General features: G+C 39.9%; 20 protein-coding genes. 7 read left to right on the top strand and 13 right to left on the bottom strand.

From position 1 onward, the window contains the following. The first annotated feature begins 187 nt into the window (after positions 1-187). Positions 188-1,813 (top strand): DUF342 domain-containing protein, encoded by a 1,626-nt coding sequence (locus tag I6E78_RS05525; protein ID WP_197182128.1) that lies wholly within the window; start codon positions 188-190, stop codon positions 1,811-1,813. Here I6E78_RS05525 and rnt read toward each other — a convergent pair. Beyond that, the gene (gene rnt / locus I6E78_RS05520) at positions 1,797-2,495 is read right to left on the bottom strand and encodes a ribonuclease T (protein WP_182684171.1); all 699 of its coding nucleotides are present in this window, start codon (positions 2,493-2,495) and stop codon (positions 1,797-1,799) included. The genes I6E78_RS05525 and rnt overlap by 17 nt on opposite strands. A 207-nt stretch (positions 2,496-2,702) precedes the next feature. On the opposite strand from rnt, the gene I6E78_RS05515 reads away from it, so the two are divergent. Then, the gene (locus I6E78_RS05515; protein ID WP_086998494.1) at positions 2,703-3,581 is read left to right on the top strand and encodes a flagellar protein MotY; all 879 of its coding nucleotides are present in this window, start codon (positions 2,703-2,705) and stop codon (positions 3,579-3,581) included. A 10-nt stretch (positions 3,582-3,591) separates the two neighbouring features. Here I6E78_RS05515 and I6E78_RS05510 read toward each other — a convergent pair whose 3' ends face one another. Beyond that, positions 3,592-4,482, bottom strand: a complete 891-nt coding sequence (locus I6E78_RS05510) for a DMT family transporter (protein WP_197182127.1) — start codon at positions 4,480-4,482, stop codon at positions 3,592-3,594. 220 nt (positions 4,483-4,702) lie between these two features. Between I6E78_RS05510 and I6E78_RS05505 the strand changes: the two genes are divergently transcribed. Together I6E78_RS05505 and I6E78_RS05500 are read left to right on the top strand one after the other, a co-directional pair. After that, positions 4,703-5,905 (top strand): aromatic amino acid transport family protein, encoded by a 1,203-nt coding sequence (locus tag I6E78_RS05505; RefSeq protein ID WP_182684173.1) that lies wholly within the window; start codon positions 4,703-4,705, stop codon positions 5,903-5,905. A 195-nt stretch (positions 5,906-6,100) separates the two neighbouring features. After that, the gene (locus I6E78_RS05500) at positions 6,101-6,466 is read left to right on the top strand and encodes a hypothetical protein (protein WP_041454510.1); all 366 of its coding nucleotides are present in this window, start codon (positions 6,101-6,103) and stop codon (positions 6,464-6,466) included. A 73-nt stretch (positions 6,467-6,539) separates the two neighbouring features. On the opposite strand, the gene I6E78_RS05495 is transcribed toward I6E78_RS05500, so the two are convergent. Then, the gene (locus tag I6E78_RS05495) at positions 6,540-8,726 is read right to left on the bottom strand and encodes a TonB-dependent receptor (RefSeq protein ID WP_197182126.1); all 2,187 of its coding nucleotides are present in this window, start codon (positions 8,724-8,726) and stop codon (positions 6,540-6,542) included. A 386-nt stretch (positions 8,727-9,112) separates the two neighbouring features. Here I6E78_RS05495 and I6E78_RS05490 point away from each other — a divergent pair, with 386 nt between their 5' ends. Further along, positions 9,113-9,703 carry a LuxR C-terminal-related transcriptional regulator gene (locus tag I6E78_RS05490; protein ID WP_011328777.1) on the top strand — a complete coding sequence of 197 codons (591 nt, stop codon included), beginning with the start codon at positions 9,113-9,115 and terminating at the stop codon, positions 9,701-9,703. On the opposite strand, the gene I6E78_RS05485 is transcribed toward I6E78_RS05490, so the two are convergent. From I6E78_RS05485 to I6E78_RS05460, 6 genes are read right to left on the bottom strand one after another with little or no spacing between them, the layout of a single operon-like run. Next, a complete protein-coding gene (locus tag I6E78_RS05485) occupies positions 9,693-10,544 on the bottom strand; it encodes a hypothetical protein (protein WP_089368580.1) in 852 nt (283 codons plus the stop codon). The two genes, I6E78_RS05490 and I6E78_RS05485, sit on opposite strands and share 11 nt — an antisense overlap. Further along, complete coding sequence (locus I6E78_RS05480) at positions 10,534-12,939, bottom strand: fimbria/pilus outer membrane usher protein (protein WP_197182125.1); 2,406 nt, start codon at positions 12,937-12,939, stop codon at positions 10,534-10,536. The genes I6E78_RS05485 and I6E78_RS05480 overlap by 11 nt, the downstream gene beginning before the upstream one ends. A gap of 5 nt (positions 12,940-12,944) precedes the next feature. Further along, positions 12,945-13,670 carry a hypothetical protein gene (locus tag I6E78_RS05475; protein ID WP_041454511.1) on the bottom strand — a complete coding sequence of 242 codons (726 nt, stop codon included), beginning with the start codon at positions 13,668-13,670 and terminating at the stop codon, positions 12,945-12,947. After that, on the bottom strand, positions 13,670-14,368 hold the full coding sequence (locus I6E78_RS05470; protein ID WP_179807442.1) for a fimbrial biogenesis chaperone: 699 nt from the start codon (positions 14,366-14,368) through the stop codon (positions 13,670-13,672). Before I6E78_RS05470 ends, I6E78_RS05475 begins: the two co-directional genes overlap by 1 nt. Positions 14,369-14,424: 56 nt before the next feature. Beyond that, a complete protein-coding gene (locus I6E78_RS05465; protein ID WP_011328782.1) occupies positions 14,425-14,901 on the bottom strand; it encodes a hypothetical protein in 477 nt (158 codons plus the stop codon). A gap of 51 nt (positions 14,902-14,952) precedes the next feature. Then, the gene (locus I6E78_RS05460) at positions 14,953-15,423 is read right to left on the bottom strand and encodes a hypothetical protein (protein ID WP_011328783.1); all 471 of its coding nucleotides are present in this window, start codon (positions 15,421-15,423) and stop codon (positions 14,953-14,955) included. Positions 15,424-16,583: 1,160 nt separating this feature from the next. Here I6E78_RS05460 and I6E78_RS05455 point away from each other — a divergent pair. Together I6E78_RS05455 and I6E78_RS05450 are read left to right on the top strand one after the other, a co-directional pair. Next, positions 16,584-17,789, top strand: a complete 1,206-nt coding sequence (locus I6E78_RS05455) for an acetyl-CoA C-acyltransferase (RefSeq protein WP_011328785.1) — start codon at positions 16,584-16,586, stop codon at positions 17,787-17,789. 55 nt (positions 17,790-17,844) lie between these two features. Continuing rightward, positions 17,845-18,639: an SDR family oxidoreductase gene (locus tag I6E78_RS05450; protein WP_011328786.1), complete on the top strand. Its 795-nt coding sequence runs from the start codon at positions 17,845-17,847 to the stop codon at positions 18,637-18,639. 205 nt (positions 18,640-18,844) lie between these two features. Here I6E78_RS05450 and I6E78_RS05445 read toward each other — a convergent pair whose 3' ends face one another. The 4 genes from I6E78_RS05445 to I6E78_RS05430 are packed head-to-tail and all read right to left on the bottom strand — an operon-like array spanning position 18,845 to position 24,588. Then, a complete protein-coding gene (locus tag I6E78_RS05445) occupies positions 18,845-20,038 on the bottom strand; it encodes an acyl-CoA dehydrogenase family protein (RefSeq protein WP_011328787.1) in 1,194 nt (397 codons plus the stop codon). 25 nt (positions 20,039-20,063) lie between these two features. Next, positions 20,064-21,221: an acyl-CoA dehydrogenase family protein gene (locus I6E78_RS05440; RefSeq protein ID WP_089368585.1), complete on the bottom strand. Its 1,158-nt coding sequence runs from the start codon at positions 21,219-21,221 to the stop codon at positions 20,064-20,066. Positions 21,222-21,242: 21 nt separating this feature from the next. Continuing rightward, positions 21,243-22,853 (bottom strand): FadD3 family acyl-CoA ligase, encoded by a 1,611-nt coding sequence (locus I6E78_RS05435; RefSeq protein WP_197182124.1) that lies wholly within the window; start codon positions 22,851-22,853, stop codon positions 21,243-21,245. Positions 22,854-22,863: 10 nt separating this feature from the next. Beyond that, positions 22,864-24,588 (bottom strand): FAD-binding protein, encoded by a 1,725-nt coding sequence (locus I6E78_RS05430; RefSeq protein ID WP_197182123.1) that lies wholly within the window; start codon positions 24,586-24,588, stop codon positions 22,864-22,866. Positions 24,589-24,642 lie beyond the last annotated feature (54 nt).

Genomic DNA, 24,642 nt, shown 5'->3' with positions numbered 1-24,642 from the left:
ATTTACTAAGTACTATTGTGCATTAAACAGGCAAAGCTATGCAAACAACCCGAGTAAGCAATAACATTTACTTAACACTCTCTCTGCTTTGTGCTCAAATACGAGATTAAAATTTATTTAATAACAAATTTTGATCTTTATATAAAAAATAAAATAATAACAGGCATATTACGTAGGGAATTTATAAATGTCGGTTTTCTCATTTAATCAACAAACAGGGTACTTGTCTTTATTAAAGCATCCTATAGACAGTGGTTTTATAGCAACAACAACACAGTTAATAACATTGATAGAGCAATCTCAGTATTGCGACTTTGAGATTATAGCTGTCAATATTAGTAAGTTATTTGCGCAAAGTAAAAATTACCAAAGCGAATCGTTAATTGTTGCACACGCAATTAATGCCGCTATTACTATTAATATTGATGACAAAAATATGGTAGCCGAAGCAACGATTAAAACGGCAAAAGGTGGTGTATTGCTATCAATGCAAGACGCACAAAAAGCACTTTTTGATGCTGGTATTAGTAAGGGCATAAGCCCACAAGCATTAGATAACTTTTTAGGACAGCAATTTGAGCACCCAGCAGGAAGCGAATATTCTGCAATTATTGCGCATGGCCGTAACCCTAAAAAAGGCCTTGACGCCAAATTTGTACGTTTGTGTTCAACCGCACAAGATCGCGTACTTAGCCCGCAAGCTAAGGAAGGCGGTAAAGTTGATATGAAAAATTTAGGGGCAATTATTACGGTAAAACCAGGCACGCCACTTATGCAGCGAGTTGCGGCTACTTTAGGTGAAGATGGTTATACTGTATTTGGCGATATTATTTTAGCAAAGCCCGGAAAAGAGCATCAATTGCAGCCCTTTGAGGGAACCAAAATAGATCCTAATAACCCAAATATATTAATAGCTGATTGCAAAGGCGTACCAGTTGCCCTCCCCCGTGGAATGCGTGTGGATGACGTGTTATGTTTTGATAACGTAGATGTAAGCACCGGCCATATTAACTTTACCGGTAGCGTAATTATTAGTGGTGATATTAAAGATGGTATGCATGTTAAAGCGAATGGCGACATTACTGTTTTAGGCTTTGTAGAATCAGGAACAATACACAGTAAAGGTGCAGTAACCATTATGCTAGGTGCCATTGGCCGAAAGCGCGAAGTTGATGAAGCATTTAGTTGCCACATAATTGCTCAGCGGACTATTTGCGTTGGATATGCGCAGTATTGCCACATAGAAACAGCGCAAGATCTCTTTATTGAACGCCAGGCTTTACATTGTGATTTACGCGCTAAGCGATTAATTAGAGTAGGAAAAGCGAACAATCCGCGCGGTAAAATAATTGGCGGTAATATATTAGATGCACTGCGTCTTGAAGCTGGTGAGCTGGGTGCGCCCGCAGGAACTAAAACCAAGGTGTTTTTAGCACAACATTGGTTTGAACTGAGAGAAAAGCAAACTGAAATTTTTGACTTTGAAAAGCTGCTTGCTGATAAATCTGCTGTGCTAAAAAATGCGCGAATTAAGGCCAACAAAATCCCAGCGCCGGCACAACGTCAACTATATTTAGATAAAATAAAACTTAACGAGCAGCATATACAAACACGTACTGCCCAGTTACAACGTCAAAAACAGCTTATTAAGCATAAAATAATGCAACTATTGGCCACCAGCCACTTAAAAGTTAACGATTTAATGCATCCGGGTGTGGAGCTTAAAATAGCAAAAGACACTAAGCAGTTTTCGCGTATTTATCCGCCCCATTTAGTCAAACTAAGCGAAGGTAAAATTACTCAGACGTTTTAGCATCATCGCTATCACTATCATCTACTTGTAACTCAGTATCGGTGTTTTCTAATGCCGCTAGTGGCCAACCGCCTAGTTGTTGCCAGCGATTCACTATTAAACAATAAAGCTCAGCGGTACGCTCTGTATCGTAAAGTGCTGAGTGTGCTTGGCTATTATCAAATTCAATACCCGCTGCTCTACATGCTTTGGCAAGTACAGTTTGCCCTAAAGCAAGCCCTGCTAACGATGTAGTATCAAAACTTACAAATGGATGGAACGGCGTGCGCTTTATATTATTGCGCTCTATTGCTGCATTTAAAAAACCATGATCGAATGCTGCATTATGCGCAACCACAACTGAACGTTGGCAGCCGGCTGCTTTTTGCGCTTTGCGCACAACTTTGCAAATTTCTTTAATTGCATGCTCTTCAGGCACGGCACCGCGCAGTGCTGAAAATGGATCAATACCATTGAACTCAATGGCCGCTTGTTCAATGTTAGCGTCTGCAAACGGTTCTACATGAAAGTGCACCGTGTGATCTATGCTAAGCAATCCTTCGTCATCCATTTTTAAAACAGATACTGCAATTTCTAATAAAGCGTCGGTATCTTTATTAAACCCGCCAGTTTCAACATCAATTACCACTGGAAAAAAGCCACGAAAGCGTTTTGCGAAAAGTGTTTGCTCAGTATTTGCCATAGTCTTCTTGGTTTGTAGGTGTAAGCCATCTATTATGTCAAAATTGAGGGCCTTTCGGCTAGGGGATTTATTGATTAATTACAGCTAAAACTATAGGCATGCAATTTGCTTTACAGTTAGAGCTTACTCAGTATTGTTTACTATTAAGTGCTATTACACGGTATTTTGCCAAATTATTGGCAATACTGATTTACTGGAGAATTCCCGATGAAGTTTAAGTTGTTATTTATTAGCCTTGGTATTACCAGCGCACTTTGCAGTTATAGCAGCTATGGTGCTATGCGCCAATACATTGCCGATCAAGACAACTCTAATTGGCAAGTAGTTAAAACCACTCGTTTACAATGCCAGTTAAATCATGAAGTTCCATATTATGGCGAAGCCATATTTAATGTTAATGCAAGTAAAAACAAAGACCTTACTTTTAATTTAGATATGGTTGTTCGCCCTGATAATTATGCTATTGCGGGCTTAAAAGCAGTGCCACCAGCATGGCGAGCCGGTACGCCAGTTCGCGATATAGCTGACATGAAGTTACTTAAAAAGTTTGACGGCGAGCTGGGTAATAAAACCGCGTGGGAAATGCTCACCGAACTTGAAAAAGGTAATCAGCCTACTTTTTATTATCAAGACTGGCAAAATAGTGCCGATAAAATTGCCGTAGGCATGTCGGGGGTTAATTTTAAACAAGCCTATTGGGCCTTTTTACAATGCCGCGATGAATTATTGCCATATAGCTTTGAAGATATTTCGTTTACGGTAATGAACTATCAGTCTAACAGCAGTAAATTAACTAAATCTTCGCAGCAGCGTTTAGATAAAATTGCTGAATACTTAAAAAATGATCCAAGTATTGAGTCAATTAATATAGCGTCTTATACCGATAGCTATGGCGGTCGATGGAATAACCTAGACCTTTCTAAAACACGCGCTAAAGCAATTAAAGATTATATGATTAGTTTAGGTGTTGATGAAACTAAAGTGCATACCGATGGGTTAGGTGAAAAACGTTTTGTAGACACTAACGATACTATTTTAGGGCGCAACAAAAACCGTAGATTAGTAATTCAAATAGCGAAAATATGATGCTTTAACATCATATTTTTTGCTTATTTCGATTAACTATTTGCTCGCCAAACTGAAACACACCTAAGCTTAGTAAAATAATAACCGCACCACTAATAAGCTCCTTGCTAAGCGGTTCATTATTAAGCCATGCGCCAAGCCCTAATGCAAAACTTGGGGTAATAAGCGTGGTAAGTGCAACAGTACTGGCATTTAAGTTTTGTAATACATGAAAATACGCCAGCGCTCCTAACAATGAGCCAAATACTCCTAAATAACCAATAGCCCATATTGATTTAGCACTCCAATTTTGTATATTTAATTCACCGTCTAGCAGCAACCAAGCAATAAAAAATAAAGGTGTTACAAACACCAGAGCACCAAATGTAGTTGCCATAGGATGAATAGCAATTTTAACCCGCTTGATCATCACTCCACTTAAACTAAAAAAACACACCGCTATAAACACATATAACAAACCAAGCCCCTGAGTTTGCGAGTGCTTAATTTGGTTATAGCTGACAAAATATAATCCGATTAGGGCACATGCAAGTGCGATTAGCTTAATTACACTAAACTTAGGCTCGTTAAGGAGTTGCTGGGCAAGTAAGCCCGATAAAATAGGCGCTAAGCCAAACATTAATGAAATAATGCCTGAGGGCACTGTTTTAGCCGCCATATAACTAAGTAACATGCCACCAAAAATACCTATGCTAGAGTAAAAATAAAGTAAGCAGGCATTTTTATTCCACGGCACCCTAATACGCGTAATAGCTATAATTACAGCACCTAAAGTAAGCCCTACCAACATACGTAATAAAACCGCTAATGTTGGCGATACTGTATCGCTGCTCCACACTATACCTAATGGTGTGGTTGACCATATAAGAACCATTATAAAGTACGATACTTTAATTGGCACATGCCGCTCCTTAGCCATTAACAATAAAACTCAAAAAACTTCAAATAAACTATACGCTTAAAGCACTTTTTAAATAGTTAATATTAATAAAAGATGCATTTAAATTACAGTTGTAAATAGATAATTACACTTTATTTTATTTCTTTTATAACAAAACTATTTAAGTTTTGGTTAACTAGTTATATCTTGCGTACCTCTCAAGATTGATCAGGATCATTAAGTGCTTAAAAATAAAACAATAGGTAGCATGTTAATTGTTGCAGGTACTACCATAGGTGCAGGTATGCTGGCCTTACCAATTGCATCAGCCGGACTAGGGTTTAGTACTGCGCTGACATTAATTGTCGGTTGTTGGTTATTAATGACCTACACTGCACTGCTAATGCTTGAGCTCCATCAATATGCTCCTCGCGATGCGACGCTAAATACCTTAGCTAAACTTTGGCTTGGCAAACGTGGGCAATATGTAGCTAACTTTTCGGTGATATTTTTATTTTACGCTTTGTGTGCAGCTTATATTGCTGGTGGTGGCGCACAACTTCAAGATCGCATAAACACGGGGTTTAACGTGAGTATTGCACCGCAATTGGCCTCTGTTTTACTGGCGGTTTTAATTGCTGGTGTCGTAACTCTGGGTACCAGTAAGGTCGATAAATTTAATAGAGTGCTGTTTTCAATAAAAATAGTGGTACTTGCCAGCCTGTTTTATATGTTAACGCCTTATGTACATGGCCAACATTTACTTGAAATGCCAGTAGAGCAAGGCTTAATACTCTCGGCTATTCCGGTGGTATTTACCTCATTTGGTTTTCATGGCTCTATTCCTTCAATTGTTAAATACGTAGGATTAGAAATAAAAACACTGCGTAAAGTAATGATAGCGGGTGCAACGCTACCGTTAGGTATTTATATTTTTTGGCAAATATTAAGCCAGGGTATTATGAATCAAAATGATTTGCTCAATAGCCAAGGTTTAAGTGGCTTTGTACAAAGCATGGCGAGCATAGCGCACAACCCAAACGTTGCCACTGCCGTTAAGTTATTTGCTGATCTTGCATTGGCCACTTCATTTTTGGGTGTAAGTTTAGGCTTGTTTGACTTTTTTGCCGACACTTTCAAAAAAGCAGATACAAAAGCGGATCGAATTAAAACGGCATTAATTACCTTTATACCTCCTCTTGGTTTTGCCATATTTTATCCGCAAGGGTTTATTATGGCGCTTGGCTACGCAGCGATTGCCTTAGTGATTTTGGCCGTTTTTTTACCTGTAGCTATGGTTTATAAGCAACGTAAAAGTACACAGAACACAGGTTATAAAGTACGCAGCGGTAATATTGGCTTAGCCATTGCAGCATTATGCGGTTTAACTATTATTAGTGCCCAAGGCCTACAAATGGCCGGATTAATACCCGCAATAGGCTAATTCTAATAACTCCCGAGCTTAATGCTCGGGGCTCAATAAACCGTAGTTACACCCAAGTATTGAGCCAATTTAAACAGCTTAGGGCAATCACTTTTATCCATTAATTTAAAATTTAATCGTTTTGTTACGGGTATGTTCATTTTCGTTACTTATAATAGTGTTAAATATTATTTTATATCGATGGAAAAATTACACATGAATAAATTAGCAGGTTTAGCATTATTAGGTACTTTACTTACATTAACCGCGTGTGAAGATGCCAAAGAGATCAAAGAAGACGCCAAAGACACCGGTGCTCAAGTACAGCAAGAGCTAGATAAAGCGTGGACTAAAGTAAAAGAAACTACTCACGAAATTAAACATGACGAGTCGCTAAATCAGTTATTACAGCAAAGTAAAGCAATGGGTTTAGATATGTACGATGACGGCAAAGAAGTTGCTGTTGATGCGTGGATAAAAAGTAAAGAAACGGCAGGCGAGCTAACCGAAAAAACCAAACAAAAAGCACGTGAAATTGCCGAAGAAATTGAGCAAGCACGTAAAGATCTTAACAAAGATTAATTTTGCCCTACTAATATTAAAAAAGGTAAGCCGCGGCTTACCTTTTTTGTTTAAATGCGTTAGCTAAATTAGTTTACAGCTCGAAGTCTTTTTTGAACTTTAAACCAAATTCACTGCGGTCATTACTGCGCATAACGCCAACAAAACCAGTTTGTTGTAGGCGTCCTACATCGTACACTTCGTTTAATACGTTTTCACCATATAGCGTTACTTCCATATCGCCGTACGGGTTAGTGTAAGAAATATTAAAGCCAACTAACTCACGAGAATCAATTGTTTCGCTATAGTTAAATACTGACTGACCTTGCATTTCACTGCGGTACGAGTAGTTTGCATTAAAAGCCAGAGTGCCACCGTTATTTAAATCCATAAAATATGAAGGCGCAATCATCACAGTCCAGCGTGGTGTTAATGCAGGCGAATCGCCTTTACCAATTCCTTGTACGCCTGCTGCTACTTCACTAATTTCTGAATCTAAGTAACCCACTGCACTGCGAATAGTAAAGTCGTCAGTAATAGCTACTGTTGTTTCAAGCTCAATACCTTGCGCTTTTGATTGACCAGCATTTTCAACGATAGTTACAAAACCACCGCCCGAAGTAGGGTCTGAAAATGGCAGCGCTAAATCTGTGTAGTCAGTTACAAATACAGCCAACATCATAGATACATTTTCGTGTACTTGGCCTTTTAAGCCAATTTCGTAGTTAATTGCTTTTGTTTCATCAAATGATGAAAACTGATCAGGCCCGCCAAATGGACGCGGTGGAAAGCCACCTGTTTGGTAACCTTTTTGAACTTGACCATACACATTCATATTATTACTAAGCTGGTACGAAGCATTTATATCCCACGTCACAGCATCAAAGTCTGCAGATACATATTTACGTTCGGCAAAAGATGGAAAAATTGCATTCGCTTCTTTTTTATCTTTTGAATAGCGCAGGCCACCACCAATGCTTAAATCGTCGGTTAAATCGTAGCCGGCATTAAAGTAAGCAGCATAAGAGTTGGTTTCTTGATTTATTTCGAAGAAGCCAAAACTGTCAGGCGTATTGTATGGGCTAAATACAAAGTCTTCTGAACGGGTAAAGCCATCTTCATTAAAGAAGTATAAGCCAGATACAAAGTCCATGTTGTCAAACGTTGCGTTTAACTGAACTTCAAATGAGTATTGATCAGCACCACCTTGCTCTGGAAACTCAGATAAATTAAGCGCTGATGCATCATCATCTAAGCCGCCTTCATATTCAGAGGTACGGTAGCTTGAGATAAATTTACTAGAATAAGTGTCGTTAATTGCCCAATCAGCAGCAAATGAAGTACCCCAACCTGAGTAAGAAGTTGATTCAATACCCGCAACGGTTGTGCCTAAATCATCTGGATTTGCCGGAATTAAGTCTGGTGTTAATAATGGGAAATCGCCATTGTTCTGATCATTTGGATCAAGTGGTGCGGTAAGCTCAATTGTATAAGGCGATTGGCCCGATTCGTTATCAACACCATCTAAAGAAAAAGTAAATGCAAGGTCGCTAGTTGCTTGGTATTTAAATGCAACACGGCCACTAAACTCTTGCTCTTCACCAATTTCTTTTTCTGGGTTAGCTAAATTAACTGCAGTACCCACCCCATCACGCTGCTTGTAAGACGCACTTGCCGACATACTTAAGTCATCAGTTAATGCGTTATTAAAGTAAATATCGCCTGCTATACGACCGCGGCTACCCACTTTTGCAGTCGTTGTTAAAATGCCTTCATCACCTGGTTGCTTGGTTATTACATTAACCGCGCCACCTAAAGTATTACGGCCATATAAAGTACCTTGAGGACCACGCAATACTTCTACACGCTCAACATTCGGTAGCGATAAATTTGACCCCATTTGACGGCCTAAATACACACCATCTAAGTAAACCCCAACACCAGGATCGGTAGTAATAACATGATCTTGAAGGCCTATACCGCGAATAAACACAGATGCATGTGCAGAGTTACCCACGCCATAACGAGTAATATTTAAATTAGGTACATACTTACCAATATCTTCTAAATTACTCATATTGGCTTTATCAATGAGGTTTGCACCAATTGATGTAATTGCGGTTGGAGACTCAAATAAGCTTTCTGTACGTTTACGAGCGGTTACTTCTATTTTTTCAAATGCGTCTTGCTTTGCTGTTGTTTTGGTTTCTTCTGCATTTACTGAGGTAGTGAGTGCAGCAATAATTGCTAAGCTTAACGGTGAGAGGTTGCGTAATTTCAAAAATAATCTCCAAAGGGTATAGGTTTTGTTATGCGTTATATTTTTATAAAATATAAATTGTAGGCATAAAAAAAGATGCGTTGTAGCATCTTTCCTCTGGATGTAAATTATATGATATAAACAAGATGATATGTATCATTTTCTAATATTTTATTAATAAAAACCCCTGCTGCGCCGCAACTCCTCGCTAAAAGTTATTCAGTAAAACGCCATTCACCTTAAATTATTAAAATGAAGAGGTAAATAAACCCACAGAGCCTATTGCGTATACTACAATTAAACAAGCGATTTAAGTTAAATAACAAACGATTTGTACATTATTCCACCATTGATATTAACTGAACTTAGGAATATAGTATTAATACTTAAGTATATGGAATAAATTTATGGCAATTGAAAATATAACGAATAAACAGATAAAGTGTTTAAATACTTCCGGGTATACTTCTTTATTTTGTGTGGCGACACAATACAATATACTGCTGGTAAATTATCAAGCACTTAACGTTATCACTAACTATGAACTAATTAATCAGTTTATGTTAAAAAATGAGCACCAAGGGCTTGTTATTTTTGACGTGCCTAAAGACAGTGATGTTATTCCATTAAAAGAATGGCCTAATTTAAAAGGCTTATTTTATGCGAATACAGACGAAGCTCTTTTTCACCAAGGGTTAGAAGCGATTAATAAGGGAGAACTTTGGTTTCCTCGCGCAGTTACTGATTGTTGGATGAGGCAAATGCTGGCTAGCGAGCAACAAACAACACTGCAGTCGAATAACCTTACCTGTAAAGAAATTAAAGTTTTAAACTTACTGTTTTCAGGAATGCACTCCAGTGCTATTGCCGATAGCCTGTTTATCAGCGAAGCAACTGTGCGAGTTCATTTACATAAGGTGTATCAAAAAATCGCCGTTAAAAATAAGCAGCAAGCACTTGCATGGTGTCAAAAAAACTTAAACAAAGTTAATAGTTAAGTGGGCTAATTTGAAACCTTATAGTATCTGTATACTCACCAGCGGCTTGCTCTTTAAAGTCAGCTAACTGTATTTTAAGTGGCAATAAAAACACAGTTTGCCCAGCGTATGAAAACGTTTTATTTGTATCTTGACTCAATCCTAACCAATTACCCGCCAAATCTAAATTATAATCTATCGCATATTGTTGCTGATACATACTGTGCACTAACTTACCTTTATTATCAGAGCTAACGCGCAGCCGAACATCTGAATTAGTCACTACTTGCAGGCTAGGTAACATAGCGTATTCTTGCAGAGGTATTAACTCTCCTAAGTTAATGGTATTTGCAAAAGTATTATAACCAAGCACCGACAGGCTGGTTCTTGGGGCAATATCTGTTTCAATGTCAAGTTGACGCTCATCGAGCAGCTGATTATTTTGATCATAAAGTTTTATTTGCAATCTATCTGTGTATAACCCTGCCTTTACCGGTGTACCCGATGGGATCAAAAGTTCAACTTCAGCCGCTGACTCTACTAGTTGTAAACGACTAATTGATGAGCTGACTAATTGCTGAGTATCGCTGCGAAATTGATAAGCAATACTTTGAAAAGCGCCTTTTAGCTGCGCTTGGTTTTCACTGGTTAGTATAATATGTAGCTGGCACTGTTCGTCATTTATTACATTAATGCGCAGCTGCTTTTTTGCATCTACTTTTTGTAATGCATGGTACTGATCAAAGTCATCAAATAAGTGGTCAATATTATTTAACCTTGCATCACACTGTGCGTAGCTAATATAAGGTAAAAGTAATAAAGCTAAGCCGCTAATAAAGGTAACCGTTTGTTTAGTGTACATAAATCTTTCCTTTTCTTTGTAGTTGCTCACCTTCTTTTACATCTAAAATAAATTGCGATTTTTCGCTATTATTTAATGTCACTTCATAGCTACAAGGGGTAAGCCCAGTTAATGCAAAACGACCCGATTTATTGGTAAAAAACTTATGTTGTTTTTCAGTATTATCTGAACATACAGCAACACCCACTTGTAATGCTAACGGCTGTTGTTGTTGATCTAGTAAAGTGGCAATAACCGATATATTTGCAGCAGTACCAATCATTACACTATACCCACTGCGATAAGATGGGAAAAACACCACTAAACCCGCCCCAATATCATACCCAGGCTCCAAATCTTCTACATCTACTGAAATAGCCGAATTATCGTATGAGCTAATATCATGTAATAAAATAGTATCAAAATCTGCATTGTTTGCTCTGTATTGATCTTTGTATTGGCCCAAGGTTATTTTTTTATCTTTTAGGCTCGAGTGGGGTTTAATTAAAGCAAAGCTGTCGTATATAGGCTTACCTATTGCCCAATCATCTTCTGCAAATGCTACGCTGGATGCAAAACTAACCCGACTTTGATGATAAGCTGAACTTGCATTTAATTGCTCATAAAAGCTAGCATGGTCTAAACTAGCTAAGAACCGGTTGCCATTATATTGTGTGTTTAAGTCAAATAATGCTTCATTTTGGTCATTATGTTCAATTCCCGTTCTTAAACTAAAGGCACCTACATAGCGTTGATTAGCATCTTGGGTATACTCTAAACGTGTTTTGTTTCTACGTGATTGGTGAGATAACTTTAAACGTCGATCATTACTAAACTTATAGGTTAAAGAGAGCCTAATTCCCCACTCTGCATTATCTGCTATTTCATCCCATTGAGCGCCTAGGCTATAACGCCAACGGTTGTTACTTAAATCACCAGATAAACTTAACCCTACTGATTTATCAAACTGAGCTTCATTATGTGCTCTTGATAGGTTGGTAAAAAAAGAAGTACGTAAAGTAGGGCTATTAAAAAAGCTATAGTTTGCCTGAATAAAGTGTTCTCGTAGTCGAGCACTACCTTGTAGATCAGGTCGATAGCCTACAGCACGGAAGTTTTCAGTAGAGTACTCATAACCAAAACTAATATCTTGTGGTAATTCACTTCTGTCTGTAAAGCTACTATATACCAATCGGTAAGCGTGTCCTGTTTCGTCGCCAAAACTCACTGCATTTTCAAATGCAAATTGGCCAATATTGGCAGCATAAATACTTTTAAAGCCTGCTTGTTGTATAAATTCATCTGCCTGCGCTGTAAAGCCAATAGTCCAACTAGGCGATACCCCATAATCAAGATAGGTACTTATCAATGGGCTGTCATTATCGTAATTTAGCTGATCGGTTAATGTCGATGGCACTCCAATATGAATCTCATATTCTAGCTGTCCCTCTGCAAATAAATCTAAGCCCGTGGTTACATCAAAATTAACGTATCGTACTACCCCTGCAATATCAGTGATCCGCAAACTTATATTATTACTTCCCTCATTCAACGGTATATCATCTAATGAATATATGCCTGCAGTTAAATTTAATCGCTGTACAATCCTATCGTCAACCAATACTTCTACAGAAGATGGGCTTTCTAAAGTAAAGCTTCTAGAGGCACTGGGTCTTATTGGCCTATCGGATACTAGCGAGAAGTCATGAGCAAGCGAAATTCCCAAAATACGTGATGTAGATTGAAAGTAACTTCCTGAGCTGTAGTTATCGCCTATTGATACACGCATACCTTTTAACGGTAAGTCATGCACTAAGCGTGTGCCTAAACGTTTAACATTTGATGATGTTGCCTCAACATCTGATAAATACTCAAGTTCATTTTCTACTACCCAGCCCTCCCAATTCATTACCATTTCAGCACGAAAGGCTAGCTGTTTGTCTGTCGTATCTGTATTGTTATTTTGTTGATATAAGTAGCTAGAATACAGGTTAACAAAGCCACTTAAATTGGCCACTTCTGAAGCTTTTAGTCGCCTAGAGTCTGGTTTTAAACTTAATGTTTGCGGGCGGGTTAAATTAAGAGGGGCATTTATTTTTAAACTAAAATCGCTTAGGTCAAAGTTAACCACAAAGCCAAACTTTTCTAATGCTTGCTTGCTAAGCAAACCATCAACAACCTTAGCTTTTAATATGGCAAGGCCTTCAGGGTATAACACTTCCTTTAATACTGTTTCAACTTCGTTCCACTTAAGTAATAAATTATCACCTGGCTCCACAGCAAGTGTTACTCTGCCAATATCTGTTTTATTAAGCTCAGCCTCAACACTTAGCTCAATGGTTCGGTTAGATGGATTTATTTTTGCTAGGCTTACTTGAGTGAATACAATTAATAATAAACAAATAAATATACGCATATTTATTACCTCATCAATTCTAAGCGTAAGCTTTTAAAACTATCCTCTTTTATCGATTTTGGTTTAGGTATTTTTATATAGTGGCTACTATTAGGTGCAAAAAACACGTCATACCCTTGTGCCTTTAATTGCTGCTTTAAAATGCGTTCTATTAATACTCCAGAACTTTCATCAGTTAACTTGATCTCATAATCACTTAATCGACTCGCACCTGGGCCTTTATTTATTATATTTACCATAATGTCTGTTCCCTCAATATGAGACTCTCCAACGGCTAAATCTGCTGTTAACTGTGGTTGATCTACATGCACAATTAAGTTCACATTAAGCAGCATGGTCAATTGCGATGCTTTATCTGCTAAATGAGCGTTTAATGGTTGTTCAATCAAGCTAACTTGGTAACTTTTATCTGTGGTTGGCAGTACTTTATCTAGCCATCTAAATTGAATACGCTGACTTTGCCCCGCTTGTAGCAATAATGACGGCGGAAACACCCACAAAGGCGAATCTTCTAACGGCACTAATTGTGGTTCATCTTGTGTAAATTGAATTTCGTATACCTGTATATCAAAGGCAATATCACGTGGTAACTGGTTATGTATTAAACTAGATGCACCATTTGACACGCCATTTGGTGAAAAAGTAACTACCATGGGCGTTACTTCTAAAGCGTAGGCGGGCAAAGCTAACATTACAAATAATAATAAGTAATAATTCAGCAGCCTACACATTAAAACAGCACCTCTAACTCACTTTGCTCTGCATTAAATTGCGCTGGTATTTTTATTGTTACTTCTCGACTTGAGTTAGGTAAAAGCAGCTTTCCACTTAACGCTTTACTTAAGCTTTCTCCTTCAAGCACAAATTTTTCATTATTACCCTTAATTACCCACTGTGCTTGCGATAAGCGAATATATTTATTGCCGGTATTTTCTAATAATACTTTCCACTCACCAGTTGCTGCTTGTGCTTTACTTTTAATCATTAACTTGGCTTCTGCTCCTTGCGGAACCACATTAAGTAACGTTCTAAAGCTCAAGCTCATACCAACACCTGATGTATTATCATCTTGTAAATTAACTTTTACTTGATCAATCATTAAACGATAAGCTTTTGAAGCGGAAAGTACAGGCTCACCAATATACCTAACAATAACTGACTGGCTTTTTCCTGCAGGAATAATAGTTGTCATAGGTATAATTAAAAAGTCATCTTCATTTTCACGTAACGACTCATCTCCTTGATCCGTTATTAATAAATCATATGCTGTAATTTCAATAGTTAAAGGATTTACTGATGTATTTGCTATGCGTATTGTTTGTTGCGATTGGCTCCCCATAGGTTGTACCTCTGCAACCATAGGTTGTACTTGAAAAGACAATGCCGAGTAAGAAGCTGTAAATAAAATAAAAATTATAAATAAACGCATAAAATTCCCTCTAAATAATAAAAAGGCAGTTAATAACTGCCTTTTAAAGTGACGAATTAATTAGCTGTTATACCTAGTGTAAGCGTATCCGCATACGTCCCTGACCATGTAGGTGTTTGTGTAACAGTAACTAAAATTGTACCCGCTATGCTGCCTGCTGCAAGTGCAGCTGTGCCTGCTTGGCTTTGAGATGCTGACTGATCATTTGCACCATCATCTGCAGTTAAAGTAAACGCAAATGGACCTGCACTTAATGCTGCAGTATAACCAACGCCCATATCTTCATTATCTGAATTTTGTAAATGCCCTTCAGAAGTTGTTAGCGATATTGTTGCGCCGTCTACATCATTACACTGAAGATTAAAATTAACAGTAGCACTATTACCGAGCGCTAAAGCTGGAAAATATTTAACAGTATCCGTGTTGCTAACTCCACACACAGACTGTACAGCCGCACCTAAGTTTATGCTGTCTGCTAGTGCTGCACCTGATGTAAGTGCTGCGATTGCTGATAATACGATTAACTTTTTCATTGTTATATTCCTTTTCCATGTGATATATGTTTATGTTTAATAATTAATGGTTTACCGCACGCCACCAGAGACTGCAGATGGCGTCATTTCTATGCGAATAACATCCTGGTAATTTCCTGCATAAATTAAAGGGTCTACTAGCTCTAACTGTAGTTTTGCTACGCTGTTAAATAAAATTTTATCAACATTAAATGTTTGTGATACTGTTAGGGTCTGTGACGAAACAGACATACTTTGATTAGCATCTGCAATTGACAAGTTAACGTTATAAGCATTTAAGTGAGTACCCTGCTGGTGGCGCAAACCACCGTTTTCTGACAGCATAGATACCCGCATAGGTGAGTTACAATTAATTGCTAACTCTGTATTAGCGAAGCCATCTGAAGAAATAATTAAGTTTTTATTTTCTGCCGTGAACTCACATTTAGGTGAAATGTACCCAACTAAAGTAAGTGCTACTTCATCGTTGCTATATGCATTACATGCAAAGCAACATAATAAATAACCTAGATATTTTTTCATTATTGCCATTTCCTTTGAGCAACTTCGGTAAGACGATTTAATCTTAAGATAAAATAACGGTTTAGTGAGTTTTCATTTGCTTACTTATCAAACAACCCTGCAATTAAATGTAATAGTATTAGTACTTAATTTTTATAAATATGCGTACTAAACAATTCACAAGCCTCAACGACCCATAAATTAAAAACCGTTTTAATTGTGTGTAAAATATGTGTTTATAATTTATAAACAACGTAAAACTAGGTAAACAAAAAATAAACTGTCTTTATTTGATCCTAATAACTTTTATAAACTCTATTAGCTAAACATAATTAAATACCTCGTTCACTTTTCATTCATTTCATGTGTTTTTTTAGCCTGTTTAATTAATAAAAAACAACTTTCCCACTTAAAAAATTCTTTTTAATTAGAGCCTGTTTACCATCTAAGGTTTAATTTTTAGCAATTTGCTTGGCTTTTAGGTTAGACAGAGCCTATGTAATGTCGTTATTCCCCACAAACTAGGTGATATCGACGTATAAATGCCAAACACACGCTGATCGAGTAGTTTTGCCAAGGGTGATGAACTGTTTTTATCTACATGGGTATAGGTGAGCGGCGGAAGCTTTGCTCGTTTTTACTTATTTTTACTTGGTTTTAAGCTAGTAGAATAAGGAAAAAACAGTTACCGAGAATACTAGGTTACAAATCTCGCACCGCGATTAAAGCCCCCTAGAGTGAAAAAGGTTCAACCATGAACGGTCAATATACCCTAACTACTTTCAATAAATTGCAGGAACCACAACGTAAATTCATTAAAATTAATTCCGTTTGTAACTGTTTCCCTTTCTAAAATCCGCGGCAAATATTGTCTTGCTTTACTCATCACTATTAAAGCTAAACTCGCCCAATAAGCGAATTAATAAGCAGTACAAACCAATTACTAATTCTCTTTATTTTACTAATTAGTTATTGCCTACCTCAAATGGTCGATGTTCACAGTGACGCGATAAGGGTTAATGTAGATATGGAAAACTCTATTTTCACCCGTGGTAATAATTGCAATTAATCTGACTAATTTAACCAATACACACGTGTTATTGCAGCAACTCAGCATTATTACCTAGCTAAAATTTAACCGTAAGAGTGCCTTTGCACTTCAAAATAAAAAAGGAATAATCATGCGCGAAGCAGTTATAGTTTCTACCGCCAGAACGCCTATGGGCAAAGCCTTTCGTGGTGCCTTTAACGATACCGAAGCGCCTGCATTATCAGGTCATGCAGTTGAGCAAGCCGTTAAACGCGCGGGTATTGATGGTGCTGAGGTTGATGATGTGATCATTGGTTGTGCAGCGCAGCAAGGTACTCAAGGCTATAACTTGGGCCGTTTAACAGCGACCGCTGCAGGCCTACCTAATAGCGTGCCGGGTATGACTCTTGACCGTCAGTGTTCGTCTGGATTAATGAGTATAGGTTTTGCGGCGCAAAATATTATGCTTGGTTCAATGGATATTGTGGTTGCCGGTGGCGTTGAATCTATTTCTATGGTGCAAAACAAACACAAAAATACTTATCGTAATATTTCAAAAAAAGTACTGTCGCATTCAGAGCATGCCTATATGCAGATGATCGAAACGGCAGAAGTGGTTGCTAAGCGCTACAACATTTCACGTTTAGCGCAAGATGAGTACAGCTTACAGTCGCAACTGCGTATAGCTGCGGCGCAAAAAAACAACCTGTTTGATAACGAAATTGTGCCAATGGCATCTACTAAATCAGTATTTAACCGCGAAACCAAAGAAGTGACCTTTGAGGACGTATTACTAGCTAAAGATGAAGGCAACCGCCCTTCTACAACTCTTGAGAGCCTACAAAGCTTAGAACCGGTGTGGAAAGATGGTCGCGTTATTTCACAAGGTGAATTTATTACAGCAGGTAATGCAAGTCAGTTATCTGATGGCGCATCAGCCTGCGTGGTAATGGACTCACAATTAGCGGCGCAAAAAGGCTTAGCGCCAATGGGTGTGTTTCGTGGTATGGCGGTTGCAGGTTGCGAGCCCGATGAAATGGGTATTGGCCCTGTGTATGCTATTCCTAAGCTATTAAAACAACATGGTTTATCAATTGATGATATTGGTTTGTGGGAAATTAACGAAGCGTTTGCGTGTCAGCTTATTTATTCGCGCGACTACCTAGGTATTGATAACAATAAACTTAACGTTAATGGCGGCGCTATCGCCATTGGCCATCCCTTTGGTATGAGTGGTGCGCGTATGGTGGGCCATGCCCTTATTGAAGGCAAGCGTCGCGGTGTTAAATATGTTGTGGTGAGCATGTGTATTGGCGGTGGCATGGGTGCTGCGGGTTTATTTGAGGTATGCCTGTAAGGCAACCTTAATTTGCACAGCAACATGTTAGTCTAATTTAAGTAAGGAGATATTAATGTCTATACTCGATAGATTTCGCCTCGATGGCCAAGTCGCTATTGTTACCGGCTCAGGGCGTGGCATAGGTGCTGCCATAGCACTGGCATTAGCCGATGCGGGTGCCGATATTGTAGTCACTGCCAGAACCATCGAAGATATTGAACAAACAGCAGCGCAAATACGCCAACGCGGCAGCCGCGCTTTAGTCGTTGCGTGCGATGTACTTGATGAGCAACAACGACAGTCATTAGTTGATAAAACAATTGAGCATTTTGGTCGACTCGATATTTTAGTCAATAACGTCGGTGGCTCAGGCGCAATTAAGCCTACACTTAGCAGCAGCGCAGCAGAGTTAGAAAATTGCTTTAAGCTCAATACCGCTACCGCGTTTGATTTGTCACGTATTAGTGCCCCGCACATGGTAAATACCAGTGGCCAAGGCAGTATTATTAATATTTCATCGGTAGCTGGGCAGTTAGCTCAGCCCGGCTTTATCAGTTACGGCATCGCCAAAGCGGCATTAAATTTTATGACGCTTAATTTAGCGCAAGATTTTGCACCTAAAGTGCGCGTTAATGCAATTAGCGTAGGCTCAACCCTTACCGAAGCACTTAAAGGCGTAATGAATGATGAAATGGAGCAGGCTATTGTTAAACGTACACCTATGAATCGCTTAGGTCAGCCTGAAGATGTAGCGGCTTGTGCGCTATTTTTAGCCTCGCCGGCGGCGGGCTATATCACTGGTGAAATTTTTGGTGTTAATGGGGGACTAACCGACGCGCCAATGCCTATGCCTCGCAGCAGTTTTTAACGTCCTTACTGTATTCAAATAAAGCCCGCTGATTAAGCGGGCTTAGCTTTACAGCCCTTCTTACTCTTTAGTTAATTTTTGAACTCACAGCCTTCGCTAAAAATAACCCCACCAGCCCAGTCGTAATGAGCAATAAAATAAGTAACCTGATGTGCTGGTTAAGCGATTTTTTATCCGTTACATCAGGTTAAGTAATACAATTATTTTATGCGGTTATTTTAGGCTCTTTGGGCATACCTAAGCCACGTTCAGCAATAATGTTACGTTGTATTTCGTTAGTGCCACCATAAATGGTATCTGAGCGAACAAACAAATACATAGCCTGTAAACGGGTTAATGTATAAGGGCCTGACTCTAGTATTTCGGCTTCGGGGCCAAGTACATCCATTGCCAGTTCGCCTAAATCACGGTGCCATGTTGCCCAAAATAACTTATAGATCAGCGCTTCTTTTTGTAAGCCGCCATCACCTGTATCTGAGAGCATACGCATACTGTTGTAGCGCATTATTTTAAGCCCTATATGAGCGTCAGCAATGCGTTGGCGAATAGTTGGATTTTGGCTTTTACCATTGGCTTTGGCTATATCAATAATTTGATTAAGCTCATTTTGAAACTGCATTTGCTGACCTAAGGTCGACACGCCACGCTCAAAATTAAGTAAACCCATAGCAATAGCCCAGCCTTCACCTGGTTGCCCTACAATATCGTCGGCATCACATTCGGCTTGATCAAAAAATACCTCATTAAACTCAGAGGTGCCGGTAAGTTGCCTTATGCCACGCACTTCAATACCTGGCTGATCCATTTTCATTAAGAAAAAACCTAGCCCTTTGTGAGCGCTAGAATTTGGGTTAGTACGCGCTATAACAAAAATATAGTCAGATTCATGCGCAAGCGATGTCCACACTTTTTGCCCGCTAATAATCCACTTACCTTTGGCTTCGTCAAAATGTGCCTTGGTATTAACATTAGCTAAGTCTGAGCCTGCACCAGGCTCAGAATAACCTTGGCACCAAAGTGCGGTTCCGGCTGCAATGCCTGGCAAGTATTTTTGTTTTTGCGCTTCACTACCAAAGGCAATTAACGTTGGCCCAGCAAGCCCTTCACCTATATGCCCAACACGACCCGGCGCACCGGCGCGAGCATATTCTTCATTAAAAATAACTTGCTGCTCAATAGAGCACCCTCGGCCACCATATTCTTTAGGCCAACCAATGCAGGTCCAACCTCCTTGCGCGAGCTTTTGTTCCCACTTTTTACGCTCCAGAGGAAACATGTGTTCATCCCCTGGGCCACCGCGAAATTTAAGCTGCTCAAATTCACCCACTAAATTCTCAAAGAGCCAAAGTGCCACTTCGGCGCGAAATTTTTCGTCTTCATCACTAAAACTTAATTTCATCTGTTTTACCTTTTTTAGCAGCCGTTTAATCTAATAACAATGTTGCGACGTGTTCACGATGATAAGCTGCATCACCTAAAAATAACTCAGACGACTTGGCTCGTTTAAAATATAAGTGCACGTCATATTCCCAGGTAAACCCTACTCCACCATGAAGTTGCAGCGCATCTCCGGCATTTTTAAAGTAGCCTTCTGAGCAATACGACTTAGCTACGCTGGCTGCTTCGCCTAACTCATCGGCCAACAAACCACCACTGAGCGCCTCCTCTGCTACGCACGCAGCGTAATAAACGGCTGAGCGCGCCACCTCGGTACGCAGCATCATATCTGCCGCTTGGTGTTTAACTGCTTGAAAACCCGCTATAGGCCTACCAAACTGCACTCGCTCTTTGGTGTACTCTACAGTTAAATCTAATACTTGTTGCGAGCCACCTACTTGCTCTGCTGCAATGGCTATAGCAGCTAGTTGCAATACTTTATTTAGCTGTGGCCAAGCATTATTTTCCTCGCCCATTAATTGGCTGCTGCTCACTCGCACATTATCAAACACTATTTCTGCCTGTTTACGTGTTTGATCCATAGTTGGCAACCAAGTGCGCTTTACTCCAGGGGTGTCTGAGTCTATTGCAAATAAACTTATTCCTTGCTCGCCCTCACTGCCTTCACTACGTGCGGCAACTATTAATAATTGCGCCGTGTGGCCATCTAGTACATAACGATATGTGCCATTAAGTACATAATCATCGCCCTGTGCAGTTACAATGCCTTGCACTGCTGTTGCGTCCCACTGGCCATTTTTACTGGTATAGGCAAGCGTAGCGGTTAAACTACCTTCACATATTTGCGTTAAATATTGTTGCTTTTGCTCATCAGTGCCGGCAACTATTAAGGCATTACTGGCTAAACACACGGTTGAAAAAAACGGCGAACATAATAAATAACGTCCCATTTGCTCCAGCATAACCACCAAATCTACATAGCCTAGTCCCATGCCGCCATATTCTTCCGGTATATGAATTGCCTGCCAGTACATTTCTTCGCAAATACGTTGCCATATTTGTGGATCAAAGCCTTGCTCAGTGTCCATTGCGCTGCGTATTGCATTCGATGACGATACTTCAGCTAAGAAGGCTTGCGCAGTATCGCGGATCATTTTCTGCTCTTCGGTAAATGAAAATTCCAAATGTTTGCTCCTTCTAAAATTTTACTGTTGCAAAAAATGCTTTATCAGTTCTGCTTTAACTACTTTGTTAGAAGCATTTACTGGCATTGCGTCAATTATTTTGATTTTTCTGGGTACTCGATAATTTGCCATGCGCTCACGACACCAAGTCATTAACGTTGCCTCATCAAGTTCTGCTGATGATTTTAAAGTAATAAATGCACAGCCAACTTCTCCCATGCGCTCATCTTTAATTCCTACCACTGCAACTTGTGCAATAGCGCTGTGCTCAATAAGTACTGCCTCTATTTCTGCCGGATAACAATTAAATCCGCCCGAAATGTACATATCTTTTAGTCTGTCGGTAATGCTTAAATAGCCATTTTTATCTAAATGCCCAACATCGCCGGTGTGCAGCCAATTGTCTTTATCTATGGTTTCGGCGGTTGCTTGTGGTTGCTCAAAATACCCTTTCATTACATGAAAACCACGAATACAAATTTCGCCAGTTTCATTAGCACCGAGTATTTCACCCTGCTCAGACATTATTGCTATTTCGGTGCCTTCAATTGCACGGCCACTGGTACTGGCGATGGTGGCAACGTCGGTATCAATGCCACAAATACTTGCTAAACCACCGCACTCAGTTAATCCATAGGCTGTGGTTACCACTTTAAAACCTAATAAATCACGCATTCGCTCTATTAAAATAGGCGGAATAGTTGCAGCGCCAGTAACGGCTATGCGCAGGCTACTTAAGTTAGCGCTTGCCAACTGTGGATGAGCAAGCAATGATAAATAAAGTGTTGGTGGCCCAGGTAATACGGTTATTTTATCTTGGCTAATTCGGGCAAGTACATCATCGGCGTCAAACACTGCTTGTGGTAAAATAGTCGCGCCTGCTAATAAACAACTTACCCATCCGGCTTTATAACCAAAGGCATGAAAAAACGGATTAACCACTAAATAGCGATCGCCAGGTACTATGCCTAAGGTTTTTACAAATACGCTAAACGCTTTAATTATTGCCCCATGGCGGCTCATAACACCTTTGGGTTTGCCTGTAGTGCCAGAGGTAAACATAAGATCAGACAGATTATCTGCACCAACCCCTAAGGCAATTTCACGGGCACTGCGCTCATCTATGCTGTCTTTTCTGGCTAAAAAGCTTTGCCAATCACAACAAATATCAAGTGGCTCCCCTTTACGTGGGGTTAAGGTTACAATCGACAGTTGCTGTGGAGTGAATAATTTTGCCAATTCGCCGGGGTAGTCACTTTTTAAAAAGTCACCAACACTAAACACTAACTTTGCGCCACTGCGATTAATAATTTCAGCCGCTTCAACTGCTTTCATACGGGTATTGATAGGTACTAACACTGCTCCGGCCATTTGCAAACCAATCGCGGCAAGCACCCAGCGCCCAGAGTTTGCTCCCCAAATAGCCACGCGATCGCCCGGTTTTATTCCAAAAGCAATAAGTGCACGGCTAACATTTAAACTCTCAGTAGGTAAGTCTTGATAGGTTATTTTTGCTTCGCCATCTTCAATGGCAATAAGTTGTCCATGGCGCTTTGCAGCAGCAAACACTAATTTAGGAATACTATCCACTTCGCTGCTAATGCCAGGGTCTAATGAATTATTGATCGTCATATGCAATTCTCTAGTCATTGGCTTCTGCGCCGCGGTTAGCTGTAATGTGATTAGCCGCAACGTAACCAAAGGTCATAGCTGGGCCAATTGTTGCACCCGCGCCTGGGTAACTTGTGCCCATAACTGAGGAGGAACTATTACCTATGGCATAAAGTCCTGCAATGGGCTCACCCGATGGGCGCACCACTTGGGCATACTCATTAGTAAGCAAGCCACCTTTAGTGCCAATATCGCCCGGATGAATTTTTAATGCGTAATAAGGGCCTTTTGTTAGCGGTGCTAAACAAGGATTAGGTTTTACTTTGGTGTCGCCGTAATAACGGTCAAACACATTACCGCCACGGTCAAAGTCTTCATCTACACCCGTTGCTGCGTAGTGGTTCATCTTTTGTACTGTTTGTGCTAATCCATCAGCATCAATATTAACTAGTTTTGCCAGCTCTGCTAAGCTATCGGCTTTAAAATAAACCGAGCCTAACCAGGCTTTGGGCGCTCTGCTATCTGGCATAATTTTGCCAGGCATCAGTGGTCCCATAGCGTATTCATGGCGAAAATGGCCATCAAAAACCACCCAAGCAGGAATAGAATTACCCATTTTTTGATGATTACGATACATAGCATCACCAAATTCTAAATAAGGCGCTGCTTCGTTAAAAAACCGTTGCCCTGCACCATCAACAACAATAGCACCAGGAAAGGCTCGCTCGGCAAATAAACCACGAGCGTTGCGCTCTTTAGGTACATTTAAGGTAGGTGTCCACCAGCACCAATCAAGTAAATCGGTGGCTGCGCCTAGTTTTTGCCCCGCTTCTAATGCCGCGCCTGTGTTACCGCCTTTAGGTGTTGCACTCCAGCTTTGTTGTGACGGTGCCGGTAAATATTTTTCACGTAATGCTTGATTTTGCTCAAAGCCACCACTGCCCATTATTACGCCATAACGCGCATTTAATGTAAGTTCTTGGCCATCGCGTAGCACTTTAATACCAGTCACTTTGTCGTTATTAATAACAAAGTCGGTAAACTCTGTACCGCGCCATAATGGAATATTACGATCGCATAACGAGTGGCGCAGTGATGCCACTAAACTCGCGCCTAACCCTGCTCTGCGATCGCGGCGTCCTTTTTTACGCTGCTTAAAGTCCAATTTATAACGTAGCATTAAACCAATTATCATCAGCATCCAGCCGCGCTCCTTCGACACTGCTTTATGTGCTTGGCGCGCAGTCCACGACATTTTCCCCATCAGTAATGCATTACCGGCAGCAGGCTGTTGGTTATCCATTTCATTGCCCAGCCCTGTGGTATCGTATAGCTCTGGATCCATACTACGCCCACCCGGTAATGAGCCTTCAAGGTGTTGATAGTAATCGGGGTACTTATCGGCAACCGCAAATTTAACGCGGCTATTAGCTTGCAGCTCGCGCAGCATTTTTGGTGCATTATCTAAATAGGCACGAATACGCGTCTCATCAACACTGCCTTGGCTGGCCGCTTTAATATAAGTGAGTGCTGCTTCATAGCTGTCTTTGCCGCCAAGTGCACGAAATTCATCGTTATTTGGGATCCAAATACCACCTCCAGATATTGCAGAGGTGCCTCCGTATTTATCGGTTTTTTCAACAATAAGTACTGAGTTACCCTGATCGGCGGCAAACAGTGCTGCAGTCATTGCACCCGCTCCCGAACCGACAACAATTACATCGTAATTTTTTTCAACATCATTGGCTGTGGTCATCTACCTTCTCCTGTTCAATTATTTTTATTCACTAATGACTAATCTGCGCTTTAT

The sequence above is a fragment of the Pseudoalteromonas sp. NZS127 genome (assembly GCF_015864805.1).
Taxonomy (GTDB): domain Bacteria; phylum Pseudomonadota; class Gammaproteobacteria; order Enterobacterales; family Alteromonadaceae; genus Pseudoalteromonas; species Pseudoalteromonas nigrifaciens.
This window is presented reverse-complemented; position numbering and strand designations above follow the sequence as displayed.

Coding starts and splice junctions, on each gene's coding strand:
- I6E78_RS05480 (WP_197182125.1), bottom strand. CDS start 12,939: ATGCGTATATTTATTTGTTTATTATTAATTGTATTCACTCAAGTAAGC.
- I6E78_RS05525 (WP_197182128.1), top strand. CDS start 188: ATGTCGGTTTTCTCATTTAATCAACAAACAGGGTACTTGTCTTTATTA.
- I6E78_RS05485 (WP_089368580.1), bottom strand. CDS start 10,544: ATGTACACTAAACAAACGGTTACCTTTATTAGCGGCTTAGCTTTATTA.
- I6E78_RS05470 (WP_179807442.1), bottom strand. CDS start 14,368: ATGCGTTTATTTATAATTTTTATTTTATTTACAGCTTCTTACTCGGCA.
- I6E78_RS05475 (WP_041454511.1), bottom strand. CDS start 13,670: ATGTGTAGGCTGCTGAATTATTACTTATTATTATTTGTAATGTTAGCT.
- I6E78_RS05500 (WP_041454510.1), top strand. CDS start 6,101: ATGAATAAATTAGCAGGTTTAGCATTATTAGGTACTTTACTTACATTA.
- I6E78_RS05490 (WP_011328777.1), top strand. CDS start 9,113: ATGGCAATTGAAAATATAACGAATAAACAGATAAAGTGTTTAAATACT.
- rnt (WP_182684171.1), bottom strand. CDS start 2,495: ATGGCAAATACTGAGCAAACACTTTTCGCAAAACGCTTTCGTGGCTTT.
- I6E78_RS05430 (WP_197182123.1), bottom strand. CDS start 24,588: ATGACCACAGCCAATGATGTTGAAAAAAATTACGATGTAATTGTTGTC.
- I6E78_RS05455 (WP_011328785.1), top strand. CDS start 16,584: ATGCGCGAAGCAGTTATAGTTTCTACCGCCAGAACGCCTATGGGCAAA.
- I6E78_RS05435 (WP_197182124.1), bottom strand. CDS start 22,853: ATGACGATCAATAATTCATTAGACCCTGGCATTAGCAGCGAAGTGGAT.
- I6E78_RS05460 (WP_011328783.1), bottom strand. CDS start 15,423: ATGAAAAAATATCTAGGTTATTTATTATGTTGCTTTGCATGTAATGCA.
- I6E78_RS05450 (WP_011328786.1), top strand. CDS start 17,845: ATGTCTATACTCGATAGATTTCGCCTCGATGGCCAAGTCGCTATTGTT.
- I6E78_RS05445 (WP_011328787.1), bottom strand. CDS start 20,038: ATGAAATTAAGTTTTAGTGATGAAGACGAAAAATTTCGCGCCGAAGTG.
- I6E78_RS05515 (WP_086998494.1), top strand. CDS start 2,703: ATGAAGTTTAAGTTGTTATTTATTAGCCTTGGTATTACCAGCGCACTT.
- I6E78_RS05465 (WP_011328782.1), bottom strand. CDS start 14,901: ATGAAAAAGTTAATCGTATTATCAGCAATCGCAGCACTTACATCAGGT.